Source organism: Streptomyces sp. NPDC051218 (assembly GCF_044455475.1).
Taxonomy (GTDB): domain Bacteria; phylum Actinomycetota; class Actinomycetes; order Streptomycetales; family Streptomycetaceae; genus Streptomyces.
In genome coordinates this window covers 316609-331229 of sequence record NZ_JBITEU010000007.1, presented here as the reverse complement: position 1 = coordinate 331229, position 14621 = coordinate 316609, and the positions used below count along the sequence as shown (strand labels likewise).

11 protein-coding genes and 1 pseudogene are annotated in these 14621 nt (G+C 67.2%); 6 read left to right on the top strand and 6 right to left on the bottom strand.

Going from position 1 to position 14621, the window contains the following annotated elements; genetic code table 11:
• Positions 1-90 precede the first annotated feature (90 nt).
• Both ACIBCK_RS22790 and ACIBCK_RS22785 read right to left on the bottom strand, forming a co-directional pair.
• Entirely contained in the window at positions 91-2916 is a 2826-nt protein-coding gene (locus ACIBCK_RS22790; protein WP_399392886.1) for a molybdopterin-dependent oxidoreductase, read from the bottom strand.
• Positions 2916-3737 (bottom strand): FAD binding domain-containing protein, encoded by an 822-nt coding sequence (locus ACIBCK_RS22785; RefSeq protein ID WP_399392884.1) that lies wholly within the window; start codon positions 3735-3737, stop codon positions 2916-2918. Before ACIBCK_RS22785 ends, ACIBCK_RS22790 begins: the two co-directional genes overlap by 1 nt.
• A 271-nt stretch (positions 3738-4008) precedes the next feature.
• Between ACIBCK_RS22785 and ACIBCK_RS22780 the strand changes: the two genes are divergently transcribed.
• The gene (locus tag ACIBCK_RS22780; protein WP_399392882.1) at positions 4009-5538 is read left to right on the top strand and encodes a PucR family transcriptional regulator; all 1530 of its coding nucleotides are present in this window, start codon (positions 4009-4011) and stop codon (positions 5536-5538) included.
• A 111-nt stretch (positions 5539-5649) separates the two neighbouring features.
• Here the strand turns inward: ACIBCK_RS22780 and ACIBCK_RS22775 are convergent, their stop codons facing one another.
• Complete coding sequence (locus ACIBCK_RS22775; protein ID WP_399392880.1) at positions 5650-6048, bottom strand: molybdopterin-binding protein; 399 nt, start codon at positions 6046-6048, stop codon at positions 5650-5652.
• A gap of 385 nt (positions 6049-6433) precedes the next feature.
• Here ACIBCK_RS22775 and ACIBCK_RS22770 point away from each other — a divergent pair, with 385 nt between their 5' ends.
• Entirely contained in the window at positions 6434-6853 is a 420-nt protein-coding gene (locus ACIBCK_RS22770) for an SgcJ/EcaC family oxidoreductase (RefSeq protein ID WP_399392879.1), read from the top strand.
• Positions 6854-8113: 1260 nt separating this feature from the next.
• Here ACIBCK_RS22770 and ACIBCK_RS22765 read toward each other — a convergent pair.
• Entirely contained in the window at positions 8114-9256 is a 1143-nt protein-coding gene (locus ACIBCK_RS22765; RefSeq protein WP_399392877.1) for an alpha/beta hydrolase, read from the bottom strand.
• Positions 9257-9828: 572 nt separating this feature from the next.
• Here ACIBCK_RS22765 and ACIBCK_RS22760 point away from each other — a divergent pair.
• The 4 genes and pseudogenes from ACIBCK_RS22760 (at position 9829) to ACIBCK_RS22745 (ending at position 12690) form a co-directional block, all read left to right on the top strand.
• Positions 9829-10698: an IS5 family transposase gene (locus ACIBCK_RS22760; RefSeq protein WP_399393128.1), complete on the top strand. Its 870-nt coding sequence runs from the start codon at positions 9829-9831 to the stop codon at positions 10696-10698.
• Between the two features lie 56 nt (positions 10699-10754).
• The gene (locus ACIBCK_RS22755; protein WP_399392875.1) at positions 10755-11084 is read left to right on the top strand and encodes a hypothetical protein; all 330 of its coding nucleotides are present in this window, start codon (positions 10755-10757) and stop codon (positions 11082-11084) included.
• Between the two features lie 560 nt (positions 11085-11644).
• Positions 11645-11881 (top strand): hypothetical protein, encoded by a 237-nt coding sequence (locus ACIBCK_RS22750; protein WP_399392873.1) that lies wholly within the window; start codon positions 11645-11647, stop codon positions 11879-11881.
• 42 nt (positions 11882-11923) lie between these two features.
• A pseudogene (locus ACIBCK_RS22745) lies at positions 11924-12690 on the top strand (transposase).
• An 87-nt stretch (positions 12691-12777) separates the two neighbouring features.
• Here the strand turns inward: ACIBCK_RS22745 and ACIBCK_RS22740 are convergent.
• Positions 12778-13308 carry a hypothetical protein gene (locus ACIBCK_RS22740; RefSeq protein WP_399392871.1) on the bottom strand — a complete coding sequence of 177 codons (531 nt, stop codon included), beginning with the start codon at positions 13306-13308 and terminating at the stop codon, positions 12778-12780.
• A 672-nt stretch (positions 13309-13980) separates the two neighbouring features.
• Complete coding sequence (locus tag ACIBCK_RS22735; RefSeq protein WP_399392869.1) at positions 13981-14532, bottom strand: AAA family ATPase; 552 nt, start codon at positions 14530-14532, stop codon at positions 13981-13983.
• Positions 14533-14621: the final 89 nt, after the last annotated feature.

Sequence of the window (14621 nt, the reverse complement as noted above, 5' to 3'; positions counted from 1 at the left end):
ACCAGAGAATCCTGAATGCCAGGCAAATAGCGTTCTATGGCGCGCAGTTGAGAGGTTGTTATGAAGGTGTGGGTCGCATCTTCTGGCTCATCATCTGACGGTCGGCTCCCAGACTTTCGGTTTCCGTGCCGGCCTGCCGGCCCGCCGGTTCGCCTGGCGATCGATCGCCAGCCAGACGCGGTCGCGGGTCACCGGCATCTCGGTGAAGCGGACGCCGGTGGCGTCGCGCAGTGCGTTGGCGAAGGCGGGGGCCACCGGGTTGAAGGGGCTCTCGCTCATCGACTTGGCGCCGAGCGGGCCGATGGCGTCGGTCGTCTCCATGAAGTGGACCTCGGTGCGTGGCACGTCGGCGTACTGCGGGAGTCGGTAGCGGCGGAAGGCAGCCGTGGTCACCTCGCCGCGTTCGTCGAGCCGCACTGTCTCGAAGAGCGTGGCCCCGAGCGCCTGCGCGACTCCGCCCTCGATCTGGCCGCGGCACTGCAGCGGGTTCATGACCTTGCCGGCGTCGGCGGCGTGGACGCTGCGCAGGATGCGCATCTCGCCCGTGTGCGGGTCGACGGCGATCCGGAACCACTGGGCGTTGAAGGCCACCGAGCGCGGGGTGCCGCCCCAGTGGCCCTCCGCCATGAGCTCGTCCTGCGCCCCGGCGGCGTGGGCCGCCTCGTGGAGCTCCTTCAAGGTGACGGTCCGCCCCGCACAGTCGAACGCCTCCGCGTCGAGCGTGCACAGGTGGCGGGCCACTCCCGTGTACCGGGCCGCGAAGGTCTTCAGGCGCCCGGCCAGGGCGTCCGCGGCGAGCAGGACTGCCTTGCCGGCCACGACCGTGCCGGCTGATCCGAAGGCGCCGGTGTCGTGGCGTACGACGTCGGTGTCGGACTGGCGGATGGCGACCCGGTCGACGGTGGTGTTGAGGGCGCCAGCGGTGATTTGTTTGTGGACGGTGGTGGTGCCGTTGCCGAACTCGGCGGTGCCGACGGCGATGTCATACGTCCCGTCGGAGAGGAGGCTGACGGTGGCGTCGGCGTAGTGGCCGCCGGGCGGTCCGGTGGCGATCATTGCCATGGCCGTGCCCTGGCCGGTCAGCCATCCCTCGGGTACGTCGTCGGCGCTGCGGTCCTCGGCGATGGCCTTGCGGACGATTCCCAGGCATTGGGCGAGGCCGTACGAGGCGATGTGCAGGTCCTCCTCCTCGCCGATCGGGCTGAGCATGTGGTCGCCGGGGCCGATGATGTTCTTCTCACGGAAGGCGAGCGGGTCCATGTTCAGGCGGCGGGCCACCTCGTCCATGGCGGACTCGACGGCGAAGGTGACCTGGCCAAGGCCATAGCCCCGAAAGGCGCCCGCAGGAACGCAGTTGGTGTAGACGGAGTAGGCGTCAACCTTCTTGTGCGGGGCCCGGTAGACGGCGAAGGACTCGCCGACGCTGTGGAACATGACGGCCGGGCCGTGGTTCCCGTACGCGCCGGTGTTGGAGACCACCCGCATCTGGATCGCGGTCAGCGTGCCGTCGGCGCGGGCGCCCAGCTTGATGCGGATCGTGAAGGGGTGGCGGGTGGTCGCCCCGTAGAACTGTTCGGCGCGGGTGTACTCGAGCTTCACCGGGCGGCGCAGCTTGAGCGCCGCGAGGGTGACGATGTCCTCGGTCAGCATCTCCTGCTTGCCGCCGAAACCGCCGCCGACCCGGCCCGCGACCACGCGGACCTCGTCCTCCGGCAGGCCGTAGAGCGCGCACAGCGCGCGGCGGGTCAGGAACGGCGTCTGGGTGGATGAGCGCACCGTGAGCCGCTCCCCGGTGCCGTCCTCCTTCGGCTCGAAGTAGGCGACGCAGCCGTGGGTTTCGAGGCTGGCGTGCTGCACGCGCTGGGTGCGATACGTCTCCTCGTACACGACCGCGGCTGCGGCGAACCCGTCGTCCACGGACCCGATTTCGCCGTGCACCTCGCCGGCCACGTTGTTCTCGACGCGCGCGATCCGCACCTCGGGACCCTTGCCGGCGTGGAGGACGGGCGCGCCGGGGCGCATGGCATCCTCGGGATCGGTGACGTACGGGAGTTGCTCGTACGTCACCTCGATCCGGCGGCAGCCCTCCTCGGCCGCCTGCTCGCTCGTCGCGACGACGGCGGCGACGCGCTGGCCGACGTAGCGGACGGTGTCGTCCAGGACGCGGGTGTCGTCGGGGTCCTCGGTGGGGTGCTCGTGCCGGGCGCTGGAGTACAGCGTGGCGGGGGCGTCCTCGTGGGTGAGGACGGCGTGCACACCGGGGACTCGTAGGGCGGCGGAGGTGTCGATGGCGAGGATGCGGGCGTGCGGGTGCGGGGAGCGCAGCAGCTTCATGTGCAGGAGCCCGGGGACCTCGACGTCGAAGGTGTAGCGGGCGGTGCCCGTGACGACCTGAGGGCCGGCCGGGGCGCCGAGGCTCTTGCCGACTGCCTTTCCGGCGCAGGGGCGTTCGGTGTGCTTGACCCCGCGTACGGCGTCCTCGATCGCGCGATACCCCGTGCAGCGGCAGATGTTGCCCTTGAAGGCGCGCGGCAGGTCGTCCAGTTTGCCGTCGTCGTGAGCACCGCCCTTCTCCTCTTCGAGTGCGGCTGTGGTCATCAGGAATCCGGCGGTGCAGAACCCGCACTGGAAACCCTGCGCATCGAGGAACTTCTGTTGTACGGGGTGGAGTTCACCGTCCTTGGCGGCCAGCCCCTCGACGGTGGTGACCGACCGGCCCTCGGCTCGCAGCGCCGGAAAGAGGCAACTGTGCACCGGTTCGCCGTCCACATGGACCGTGCAGGCCCCGCAGTCCCCGGCGTCGCAACCCTTCTTCACACCGAACCAGCCGCGCTCGCGCAGATACGTGCGCAGACACTGCCCGGCGCGCGGCTCGGCCTCGAAGGGCTGGTCGTTGACCTGGATGCTGAAGCTCATCACACACCGTCCCGGGTGAGTTCGTTGCGGATCTGCTCGGCGAGGTGGAAGGTCATGTGCCGTCGCCATGCGGGCAGTCCGTGAATGTCGTCGAACCAGTCGGCATCCGTGACGGTCCGGTCGATGGCCCGGCGCAGCTCGGCGGCGGTCGGTGCCAGCGGGAACCACAGCCGGAACGGCCGTACGGTGGAGGCCGTGACCGTGATCGCGAGCGAGCCGTCGACCGGGTCGAGGGCGCCGATGACGAGCGCGCCGGAGCGACCGAGGCCGTACAGAGACGCCTGACGGAACGCCGTACGGCACCGCAGCGAACGGGCGGGGAGCGTCACCGAACGCAGCAACTCGCCCTCGGCGAGCGCCTTGCGGCCGGCTCCGGTGACGAAGTCCGCCGCGATCACCCGCCGCAGCGAGCCGTCCTGGGCCTGGAGCAGGCACTCGCCGTAGAGGGCCGCGGTGAGGGAGATCATCGGTCCTGCGGGCAGGGCGTTGCACAGGTTCCCGCCGACGGTCGCCATGTTCCAGATCTTGAACGAGGCCAGGAAGGCCCGGCAGCACTGTTCGATGAGCGGTGCCGCCGCGGTGTCGAGCGTCCGCCCGAATCGGGACAGCTGCGCGATCGTGCACGTGGCCGCGATCTCCAACGAACCGTCGGGCAGCAGCTGGAGCGGATCCCAGCCCATCCGGCTGAGATCGATCAGCCGGCGCAGCTGCGGCTGGGGCTCGGAGAGGAGGTATGTGCCTCCGCCGAGCCAGGCATCACCCGGCCGCCAGGGCTCGCGACGGCGTGCGTCGCGCACGTCCAGAACCGTGTTCAGATCCATGTCTCCCCCGCCTCGGCCACTGTTTCCCGCTGCTTCCTTGCTGCTTCCTGGCTGCTTCCTGGCTGCTTCCTTGCTCAGTGAAGCCGGGCATGGGGCCGAAAACGACTGGTCCGCCGCACGGAAAACCTCCAGCTGTTCCGTCCCTCCCCTGGTGGATCAACCAAGAGGCATTTCGCATCCCATGCCTTGCACTTACGATGCTTGAACCCTGATTCACCTGGTGGATGTGAGAAGCCGGGTGGGGTCCGGTGTCCGCACAAGGAGTCAGCACATGCGCGTCGGAGATCTCCTCCACATCGAGGGCCTTGACCTCTCGCTCGCCTGGGGTGGCGAGCGGGGTGGCGAGAATCTGCTCAACCGGACGATCAGCGGAGTGACGGCGACCGACCTGGAGGATCCCGCCCGCTTCCTGCAGCCCGGCGAGATCGTCCTCAGCGGCCTGGTGTGGTGGAACGAAGCGGGGGGCCGGGCACGGACCGAGCGCTTCGTCTCCGCGCTCGCACAAGCCGGGGCCCGCGCCCTTCTCGCCGGGGAGGAGACCCACGGCTCCGTCCCCGTCGACGTGGTCGACGCCTGCCGAGCACACGGCATCGCCTTGCTCGCCGTACCCGCGCACACCAACTTCCGGGCGATCACCGAAGTCGTGTACCGGCGCCAGTGGGGCGACCTCAGCCGCCGCCCCGCAGACCACTTCGCCCTGCCCGAGAACGTACGCAGCGACCTCGGCCGGCTCATCGAACAGGACACCGAAGCCGGCGAACTCCTCGGGCGGGCGCTCGCTCCGTTCGGAACGCCCCCCGGTTACCTGCTCACCAGCACCGGGCGCACTGTCGCACGCACGGCGTCAGCCCCCGAACTGGCGGCGGCGCGTGCCGTGGAGAACCTTCGCGGCCTCACCGGTGAAACGCTGCGCGTCCAGGCCGAGTCCACGCCGTACGATGCCTGGTACCTCCATGTGCCGCAGGCGGGCGGAGTGCCTCCCCGAGCTCTGCACGAGATAGCCGAGGTCTTCGGCCAGTACCGCCACCACCACAACCGCAGGTACGCGGACCGGCGTCGCACCGGGCAGGAACTGATCGCCCTCGTCGAGAGGGGTGACGCGGACACGGGAGCTGTCGCGAACGCTCTCGAATCCTGCGGTCCGCTGGCTGAGGGACCTTGGCGGGTCGTCGTCACTGACACCGGCGGCCGCCTCGCGGGCAGCGGCGTCAAGGAAGCGCTCAGAGAGGCGGTTCAACACCTGCCGGCTTCGGTCTTCGCTATCGGCACAACCCTCGACATGGAGGCGGTCGCCGTCATAGCAGTCACTGACGAGAGTCCCTTCTCGCTCGACGAGCCCTGGACCCTGCTGCACGGCTGCCGACCCGACACTCCGCTGTACGCCGGTGTCAGTGCGCCCACCGCAGACCCATCCAGGCTCAACACTGCGTTGTCGCAGGCCCGTTACGCTGCCGCAGCGGCGCGGCACGGCTCCGCGACGACCGGCCGCGTGACCATGGTCGAGGAACTCGCCACCCTGGAGACACTCCTGTCCGGCATCCCCGCCGACGTACGAAAGATCTTCAGCGCCAGGACCCTCGGCCCGCTCGCTCACAGCGACTCCGCCTCCCACCAGACGCTCCTGGAGACCCTGGAGACCTTCCTGGCCCACAACTGCTCGTGGGCGCGCACCGCGAAGGCCCTGCATCTGCACGTCAACACCGTCCACTACCGCATCGAGCGCGTACAGGCCCTCACGGGAAGGGACGTGACCCTCCTCGACCACAAGCTCGACCTGCGCGCGGCACTCCTGTGCCGCTGAGCTGGTGCCAGGCCTACAGCTCCTCGGTTCCAGGACTCCGGGTTCTCGGTGCCAGGACCACAGGTTCTCGGTGCCAGGGGACTCCAGGTCCTCTGTGCCAGGACTCCAAGTTCAAGGAAGGTCGATGTGCACGTTGGTCGACTTCACACGAGCGGTAACCGTGACGCCGACCTCGATGCCGAGCTCCTCGACGGACTCCCGCGTGACGACCGAGACGATCCGGTGCGGCCCCGACTGGATCTCGACCTGTGCGGCGATGTCGTCGAGCGTCACCCGGGTCACGATGCCCGCGAACGCGTTCCGTACGGAGGTGAGCGCGGGCCCCGCCGGCAGCGGATGCATCCCCGCCGCCCGCTCCTTCGCGAACGCCGCCAGACTCACGCCGTCGATCGCCCGATTCCCCGGCCCCTCCCGGCCCATGGCAAGCCGCCCGGAGTCGGCCCACCTCCGGGCAGTCTCCGGACTCACACCCAGCAGCCTCGCTGCCTGCCCAATGCTGTACGACGGCACAGACCGAACTCTAGGACAGTCACTTGATCCGGGCACGGGCACGACGGGGGCCGAGGATCGTTCGGTCAAAGTGTGATGAGGCTGGTCTCGGTTGCCCCACACACTGCGTCACACTCCGGCACCCCCCCCGGGGCGCAACTCCAGGTGGTCATCGACGAGCCGGCCCTCGGCACATGGACCGTGACCGCCACCGCGGGCGGCTGGTCACTGGCCGAAGCACCCACTGGCCGGCCAGCCGCATCACTACGGCTGGACCCAGAGACCGCTTTGCGAGTGTCCCGCACCACGAGCGTCAACACCGGCCTCTGGCCCCCGGCGAGGACCTGGGGAGCAATCTCTGAATTTGCTTGACCTCAAGTGCGGTTGGGGTTGAATGCTGACCTCCATGAACGAAACCATGATCGATGAGCAGGTACAGGAAGCCGAGATCGTGGCGCTCAAGAAGGTGATCGCCACTCTTGAGCACTCCCAGCAGAACGAGCTCGTGGACGAGTTCGTCAGTCTCTTCCGGAGCGACGCAATCTGGACGACAGGCCACGGCAAACGCCTCACCGGACGCGATGAGATATCAGCTTTCACGCACCAGGTACTTCCCGGTGCCATGAAGGATTCAACAGCCACCTACGAGGTGGTGGATGTGCTGTTCATCCGCCCCGACGTCGCCGCGGTCAAGGTGCATGCCCAGTACCTGACGCTCGATGGCCAGCCCATCGGAAACCCGGGTACGCCCCTCTACGTCATGGCAAAGGAGGACAGGCAATGGCGCTTGGTCGCCTGCCAGAACACGGAGATACACGACGCGTAACCTGACATGGGTTGTGCGGGCTAGGTCCTGGCCGAGCTGTTCGACGTGGACCGCTCCACCGCCTCCGTGGCCATCCGGCAGCTCCGCCCACTACTCACGGCCCGTGGCGTTGCCGGGCCGACCGGCCCGGAGTGCGGCTGCACGCCATGTGGGGCGCCTTGGCCTAAAACCGAGGCCGCCGTGCTCCGATTGGCCGGTCACACCCTCGTGCGGACGCCGTAGAAACCATGCCCACCACGGCGGGCGGTGACGCCCGTGAGGTTCGGCTGGGACCTCGGGTTTCCAGGAGGGGCTTCATGTGATCGCGACCAAAGTGCAGGGACACTGGTTCGGCCGGGCAGAACTTGACCCCGTTCACCTGGACTGCCAACCGTCGCGGCCGACCTATCCATTCCTCCCCCTCACAGCGCGCACCGGATGACGTTCACGCGCTCCACGGCAAACTGACTGTCGCCGACACCGAGATGCCGCGACGGTGAAGGCCAAGTGCCCTGTGACCCCAGCGCCTGAGCGCTCGGGCCACAGGCGAGCGTCGCCTCACTCCTGCCGTCGCGTGGCCCGTCTCATCCAGCTGATGATGAACATCAGGGCGGCTACGCCTATGAGAGAGAACCCCACGACCCTCAGAGCGTTACTCGTATCGGCGTCGATCACTTTAGCGACGACAACCGCCGCGCCGGCCAGGACGAAAATGGCCCCGAAGATGGCAAATACTCTTCGGTTATCCGACATCATTCGTCGAATGCCTTCGTGAGATTTTCGCACGCGTTGACTCCCTCTCCTTTGCTCGTGCCGCCGTGCAGCAACACCTGCTGCACGCCCGGCCCCGATGGTCGGGGCGCAGGCCGCGGGGGCCACACTGGCGCAGAACGCCGTACCCGCAGCAGCGAGTGTGTGTCCAACCCTGGTGATGAAGCTCTTGAAGCCGAACAAGCCCGTGGGGCCGATCCGGTTGACGGGATCGGCTTCGCCGCAGAGGCGTCTGAAGCAGATCAGGCTCCAGGCGGGGGAACCGAAGCCCAGCTACAGCGGCATGAGTTGTCAGGCCATGCCGTTGTAGGGGACGAACAGAATGCCCTGCAGACAGAGCCGGTCCGACACCGGCCGAGGCACCGGAGACCGCTCCGGCCACGGCGGCAACAACGGCTCGATCATCGCCCACAACTTAGTCGACGATCCGCGGTCGAGTACCCACACCATCACGCACGGCCGAATCATCACACCGGCAACGCCCAACCAGCCCACATCAACAAGTCCGTGTTACGAGCTCTCAGGCCTGTTCTTCCGGGCCGTCACCCACGCGGCGAAGTCCTCGACGCCGCCGATGAGCGCGTCAAACCGGAATGAGTGGAAGAGGTCGAAAGCGTGGTGGGCACCCGGGAGTTCGACGTACACGACCGGCGAGGTGGAGACCGATCCCAGAGCGGTGACAAGAGCCCTGGGGTTCTCCGTGTCCACCAACTCGTCCAGGTCCCCGTGCGCGATGAGGAATGGTGGTGCATCCGTCCGGACGAGGTTCACCGGCGAGGTCGCCGGGTCGCCGTCGAAGTACTCCGCGAGAAAGCCGTTGAGCACGACGGCGGAGGTCACGGAGGTGTCCGCCTCCTCGAACCCGGGCTGGTAGGCCAGTTCATTGGGGGTAAGTGCCGCCTGAGCCGCCATGTGCCCACCCGCGGAGCTCCCCGCCACGAATACGGCGGCCGCAGGCGCCGCGCCGTACTCCGCTGCGTGTTCGCGCGCCCAGGAGATGACCTTCTTCGCGTCGATCAGATGGGCGGGATGCGGGAAATCGGGGCGCAGCCGGTAATTGGCGCTGATGCAGACCCAGCCCTGGCTGGCGAGCCGGTAGAGCAGGGGCAGCGACTGAGTGTTCTTCCGACCCTGGTCGTAGTGGCCACCATGGAAGTGGATCATTACGGAGCCGCCCTCGGGGCGCGAGCGGTGGTGGTAGACGTCGAGGAGGTTGCGACGGCCTGCGTCGCCGTAGCTGAGGTTGCTCACCCGCTTGACGTCACGGCGGCGGCGGAAGACGGGCCTGAGCAGGATGCGTGCCAGCGGCGGCCGGCGGTGCGTCCCCGTCCCGACGCCGAGCGCGTCGTCCAAGGCGACACGCACCACGGACGCCGCCCGCATTCCGCGCAGGGTGACCACTACAAGCCCGGCTGCCGCGGCCCCTGCCACCCCGACGTTTACCCGGTCGGAGGTCGTGGTGATGTCGCCCTCGGAGAAGGCCAGTGCCGTCGAGGCCACCAACGCGTAAAGAGCGACGTGCGGGATCTCGTTGAAGACCAGGCCGAGTCGGTAGCTGAAGTAGAAGAGCGGTTTCGGCCCGCGTATGCGAGCCAGACAGAACACCACGATCAGTACGGCCAACACCACGGTCACCAGGTAGCCCACAGCCACCACATCACCCCGTTCGACACTCGACCTGACAAACCCCTTCTGTGGTATCACGGTTGGAATGACGCGGGAGGGTGAAGTGCTCGCTGCGAAGGTGCACTTGGGGTAGCTCCCCGTCCAAGTCGCAGGCGAGGCGCAACGGTGGGGGCGACCGGCTCCACCACGTGACGCCGTGCACGCCGTGCCGACTAGAGGCATCGACAGTCCTACCGGGGCCGTCAATGATTCCCCGGTGTGCCGGTCACCTTCTCCCAGTGGCCATCGCGGCATTCGTGCGTCGGCACGTTCTGCTGGAAGAAGTACCTGCCTCCGTCATCAGAGCGCGTGCTCCCGGCGGCGGGTGGCTTCCAGATGATGTGCACCCAGTGGCCCTTGTGGCACTGAAACTGCTCCTCCTCGCGGTCCCGCCCCCACGCCGCTTCCTCTTTGCATTGCACGCCCTTCGCTACACCATCCTGTCCGCCGACGCTGAAGGCTGAACCGAGGGACGAGTCGGTACCTGTACGGCGATCGTCCCTAGGCCGTGTTTTAAAAGTGGCTGCTGTACCTGCTCCTGTGCCGTGATGATCCTGGGTGTGGGGCGAGGGGATCTGCCGGATGGTCAATGGGCCGCCCTGGAACCGCTGTTGCCGGTTGTGGTGCTGGGCCGTCCGTCCTGGCATCGGCGAAAGTTGATCGATGGGATTCGTTGGCGGGTGCGGACGGGGGCGCCGTGGCGGGACCTCCCGGCCGAGTACGGGCCGTGGCAGACCGTCTATGGGCTCTTCCGCCGCTGGCAGCGCAGTGGTGTGTGGGCGGAAGTACTCACCGGCCTGCAGACACGTGCTGACGCGGCCGGGCTGATCACGTGGGAGGTGAACGTCGATTCAACGATCTGCCGCGCCCATCAGCAGGCTGCCGGTGCCCGGCGCGACGGGCCCAATCAGAAAGAACCGCCGGGCGGACGCAGTCCCGAACCCGACGACCACGGTCTGGGCCGCTCGCGTGGCGGGTGGACGACGAAGATTCATCTGGCCTGCGAGCAGGGGCAGCGGCCGCTGTCGGTGCTGATCACGGCCGGCCAGCGTGGCGACAGCCCGCAGTTTGCCGCCCTGCTGGAAACCATTCGCGTGCCCCGGCCCGGCGCGGGACGCCCTCGCGGCCGACCGCTGCGGGTGCGGGGTGACCGGGCCTATTCATCCCGGGCCAACCGCGCCCATCTGCGACGCCGGGGCATCCGGTGCACCATTCCGGAACCGGCTGGTCAGGCAGGACATCGCCGGCGTCGGGGGTCAGCGGGCGGGCGGCCTCCGTCCTTCGACCGCGAGGACTACAAAGCCCGTCACGCTGTCGAGTGCGGGATGAACCGGCTCAAGCGCAACCGGGCCGTGGCCACGCGGTTCGACAAACTGGCCGTGCGATACCTGGCGGTTGTCCAGGTGGCAGCGATCAACGAGTGGCTGTAGTCGACCCCATACGATGCTGACCTGATCGGTTGCCGACCCGGGGAGAGGACCATCCGATGGGGGCCAGAGGCTACGGAGTGGTCAGCGAGAACGGCGATCACATCGAGGGTGCTTCCGAGGACGCTTTGTTCGAGATGATCAGTGCACTCGACGGCACGGACAACACGTTCATCGTCATCGAACCCGACACGGACGATCCTGCCTGGTTCGCATCTGTGGCCGTCCTGGAAGAGGGCGGGTACGAGATCGTCCGCAGTGACTCCGCCCGTTACGAACACCAGGTCCACACGGAAACTGACATCAGCCGCATCGCACTTGACCTCATCATCTGGCTGACTACACGTAACATTCCAGGTCAGCCAGCTAAACGGGGCACCGACTTCTAAAACACGGCCTAGTCGGCGCCAAGATCACACCGGTATAGGGGTCGAGAGATCTTCCTTGCGTCGCAGTGCCGCATCCGGCCAACGACATGACTGCGATCGATACAGCAACAAGGGGTGGAGCCAGGCGACTTGACATGCCCGGGCCCTAAGGGCTGTCCCGTAAGGTCAAGATCGGGCCGCAGAGCATGTGTACGGTGTCGATGTGATCGACAGTGACGGGGTTCAACTGGGGGGTGAAGCCGCGCGTCGCCTCGCGCTGGCTGACTGCTGCGAGATAGAGCCAGGGTTGACCAAGGCCGAGTTCAGACGCATCGAGGCTACGTTCGACTTTGAGTTCTCCGCCGACCATCGAGCCTTTCTGGCGACTGGCCTGCCGGTCGCCTCACCTCCTGAAGAGGGGGCGACCTGGGACCAGCCGTGGCCGGACTGGCGTCACGGCAATCCCGAAGATCTTCGATACCACCTTAAGTGGCCCGTTCAGGGCGTGTTGAACGCTGTCGGGAACGGCTGGTGGGAGCGGGCTTGGGGGCCGTCCAGCCGACGGGCCGACTGCGTTGACGGTGGCCGAGCAAGAACTCGCGCAGGTCCCGAAGCTGGTTCCTGTGTACGCGCACTGGTTCGTTCCTGCCGGACGGGGCGCCTACGGCCACCCGGTTCTCTCGGTGTGGGGCACTGACATCATCTGCTATGGCCACGACTTGGCCGACTACATCGATCGCGAATTCCGGGAGCCCGACGATGACGCTCCCTGGAACCCGCAGGCGTCCGTTGCCTTCTGGAAGGACTTCATGTGCTGAGGAGTCGTCCGGTACCCGGGTTCACCCTGGGATGATCTTGCGATGTCAGGTGTGATCACGGCTTCGGAGCCGTCTTGGATAGGCCCCTTCGCCGGGCTGAGCCCGCGCTGCTTTGGCAAGTTGGTGGCCGCAGTACGGCGCGAGCAGGCCACCGATCCACGGCGTGGTCGCCTGCGGGGCCTGTCGCTTGAGGACCGCATCTTGCTGGTCACAGCCTACTGGCGGACCAATTTGACGATGCGCCGGCTGGCCCCGCTGTTCGGGACCTCCAAGTCGGCCGCGGACAGAATCATCGACCACCTCGGGCCGATGCTGGCGCTCCAGCCGCACAAGAAGTTCCGCAGGGACTCCGTGCTCATCGTCGACGGCACCCTGTCTCCACCCGCGACCACACCATCGCCCAGCAGTCGAAGAACTACCGCTACTCCACGGCTCATCAGGTGGTCATCGATGCCGATACCCGTCAGGTGGTCCTGGTCGGCCGGCCCGCACCAGGCAATCGGCCTGACTAGCGCGGCTGGGAGGAGTCCGGCGCCAAGGTCGCCGTCGGCAAGACGATGACCATCGCTGATGGCGGCTATCAGGGCACCGGACTCGTCATCCCGCACCGCCGCCGCAAAGGCGAAGAGCTTCCGGCCTGGAAAGAGGAACACAACCGGTCCCACAAGCAGGTGAGGGCTCGCGTTGAGCACACATTCGCCCTCATGAAGGGCTGGAAGATCCTGCGCGACTGCCGTCTCAGAGGCGACGGCGTCCACCACGCCATGCTCGGCATTGCCCGCCTGCACAACCTCACCCTCGTCGGATAGGCGAACTGGCAGCGCGGCAACCAGTCTTGCCTGGCCGACTCCAAGATTAGTTACGGGACAAGCCCTAGCCTCCAGCCGCGGCCTACGCTACGAACAATTCCCTTGAAGGGCTGCGAACGCGGTGGTGGCGGAGCATGGAGGGAACATCCGCAGGACGGTGGCACGGTCCGGTGACGTGATCGCATAGTGCTGGGCAAGGTAGGTGAGACCGCCCCATGGTTCCCGGGTGTGGGCGCGCATCAGGACCTGGCCACATCGCGCACAGGCGATCCAGGGCACGAGGAAAAAGTCAGCCGCGTCGTGGTCGGCTTCGCCCAGCACCTCCTCGGCGCTGCCGGCGTCCGGCTCGATCAACTTCAAGCCGGCGGTCTGGTCGGCCCCACGGCATTGGAGGATCTCGGGCGTCAGGCGCTCCCTCTCACCCCAGGCCTCCGCGAGTACGGAGAGCTGGGCTCTGATCGTCTCGCTGATCGGCGTTTCATGGGCCAGGAGACCGGAGACGAGCAGTCCAAGCCCCGCCTCCTGTTCCCCGATGTCCCAGCAGTCCTTGACCTCCTGGGCCTCGGCCTCCGGCAGCAAGGCGGTGAGCCGCTCCCACATCACGACGTCATCAGTCATCCGGCTGACGCTACCGAGCTGCGCGGACACCCAGACACCGGAAGGAGGCCGGTGAGCGTCACCGCGGTCGCCGTAAAGGCCCACCGGCATCGCTCTACGGCAGGTGTGAAACGAAGAACTCGAACCGATACTCCTGCTCGCTGATCGCTGCCACCGCGCCGAGATCATTCCTGAGGAAGACCCATGAGGGTCCCGTTGCCCGGCGGATCGAGGGGAACCAGCCTGGCCGCATCCGGAACTCGATCCACGGTGCAAGGCAAGGTCGGTGAGCATGAAGGCGGTTGCCTGGTAGCCGTGCCGGGAGAGGAGTTCCTCCGCCCATGCGTCAAGACGCTCGCTGGGCGCCTCGTCGGTCAATGTTGCGACGGGCTCGGCTGCCATATCCCAGAATCCCCGCACGGCATCCACAGCGCCGTCGGGTACCTCTGCGGAGGTGAGCGTGCGCGCCGTAACCACCTCGGAGGCAGCGCACAGCACGCGCTCGAGTTCTCTTCTCTCGCGTTGCTCCAGGAGCCTGCGCCGCAGTTCGCTGGTCACATTTACCCCTTGTTGGCCGGAGACATGGCCCTTCGGCTGCAGTGCGTTGTAGTACGCCTTGCTGTCATATCAACACCCGGCGTCCACCTGTCTGCGGGGAGCCGCGTACGTAGGCGCTCGGCGAGTACGGTCGGCTCAGCGGTCGAGTGCGGGCACACGGTCCAGGCCGGTGTCGGACAGAACCCGGTGAACGGTGTCGTCCAGGGTGCTGGTCGCGTCGATGACGGTCTCCATTCCGTCGGGCAGCAGGTCCCGCTGCCGATACCAGTCGCGCAGGTGGTGCTCCTTGACCCGCTTCAGGTACTCGGGGTCGGGCTTTGTCGCGTGCCGGATCAGCGTTTCCTCGAGGGCGACGTCCAGGTAGTAGCAGCGGGTGATGCCAATATGGGCGCGCACCAGCTCCTGCAGCATTTCGCCGTAGCGGTCGGCGTACAGGATGCCTTCTACGACCGTATGGAAGCCGGCGTCGAGCGCGTAGGAGGCGACCGAGCCGATCAGTCCGATGTTGGCGGCGCCGGGCAGGTCACGTTCGCGCAGCACGGTGCGGCGGAGGTTGTCCTGGCCGACAAGTGCCAGATTGCGGCCGTACTTCTCGCGCAGGCCGGCCGCCACGGACGACTTCCCCGACGCGCTGTTGCCTCGCAGAACGATAAGGCGTGTTTCCTCGGTTCCGACCACGCCCGGCACACTACCGACAGCCTCTGACGCTGCCTGTCTCCGAGGCTCGACTCCGCCTCGCACCAGCATCGGCGCACTCTTCTTCGTATTCCTTCGTA

What these genes read in the sequence shown, in the direction of transcription:
- ACIBCK_RS22755 (WP_399392875.1), top strand. Translation starts at nt 10,755, where the DNA reads ATGGGGGCCAGAGGCTACGGAGTGGTCAGCGAGAACGGCGATCACATC.
- ACIBCK_RS22740 (WP_399392871.1), bottom strand. Translation starts at nt 13,308, where the DNA reads ATGACTGATGACGTCGTGATGTGGGAGCGGCTCACCGCCTTGCTGCCG.
- ACIBCK_RS22770 (WP_399392879.1), top strand. Translation starts at nt 6,434, where the DNA reads ATGAACGAAACCATGATCGATGAGCAGGTACAGGAAGCCGAGATCGTG.
- ACIBCK_RS22780 (WP_399392882.1), top strand. Translation starts at nt 4,009, where the DNA reads ATGCGCGTCGGAGATCTCCTCCACATCGAGGGCCTTGACCTCTCGCTC.
- ACIBCK_RS22785 (WP_399392884.1), bottom strand. Translation starts at nt 3,737, where the DNA reads ATGGATCTGAACACGGTTCTGGACGTGCGCGACGCACGCCGTCGCGAG.
- ACIBCK_RS22790 (WP_399392886.1), bottom strand. Translation starts at nt 2,916, where the DNA reads ATGAGCTTCAGCATCCAGGTCAACGACCAGCCCTTCGAGGCCGAGCCG.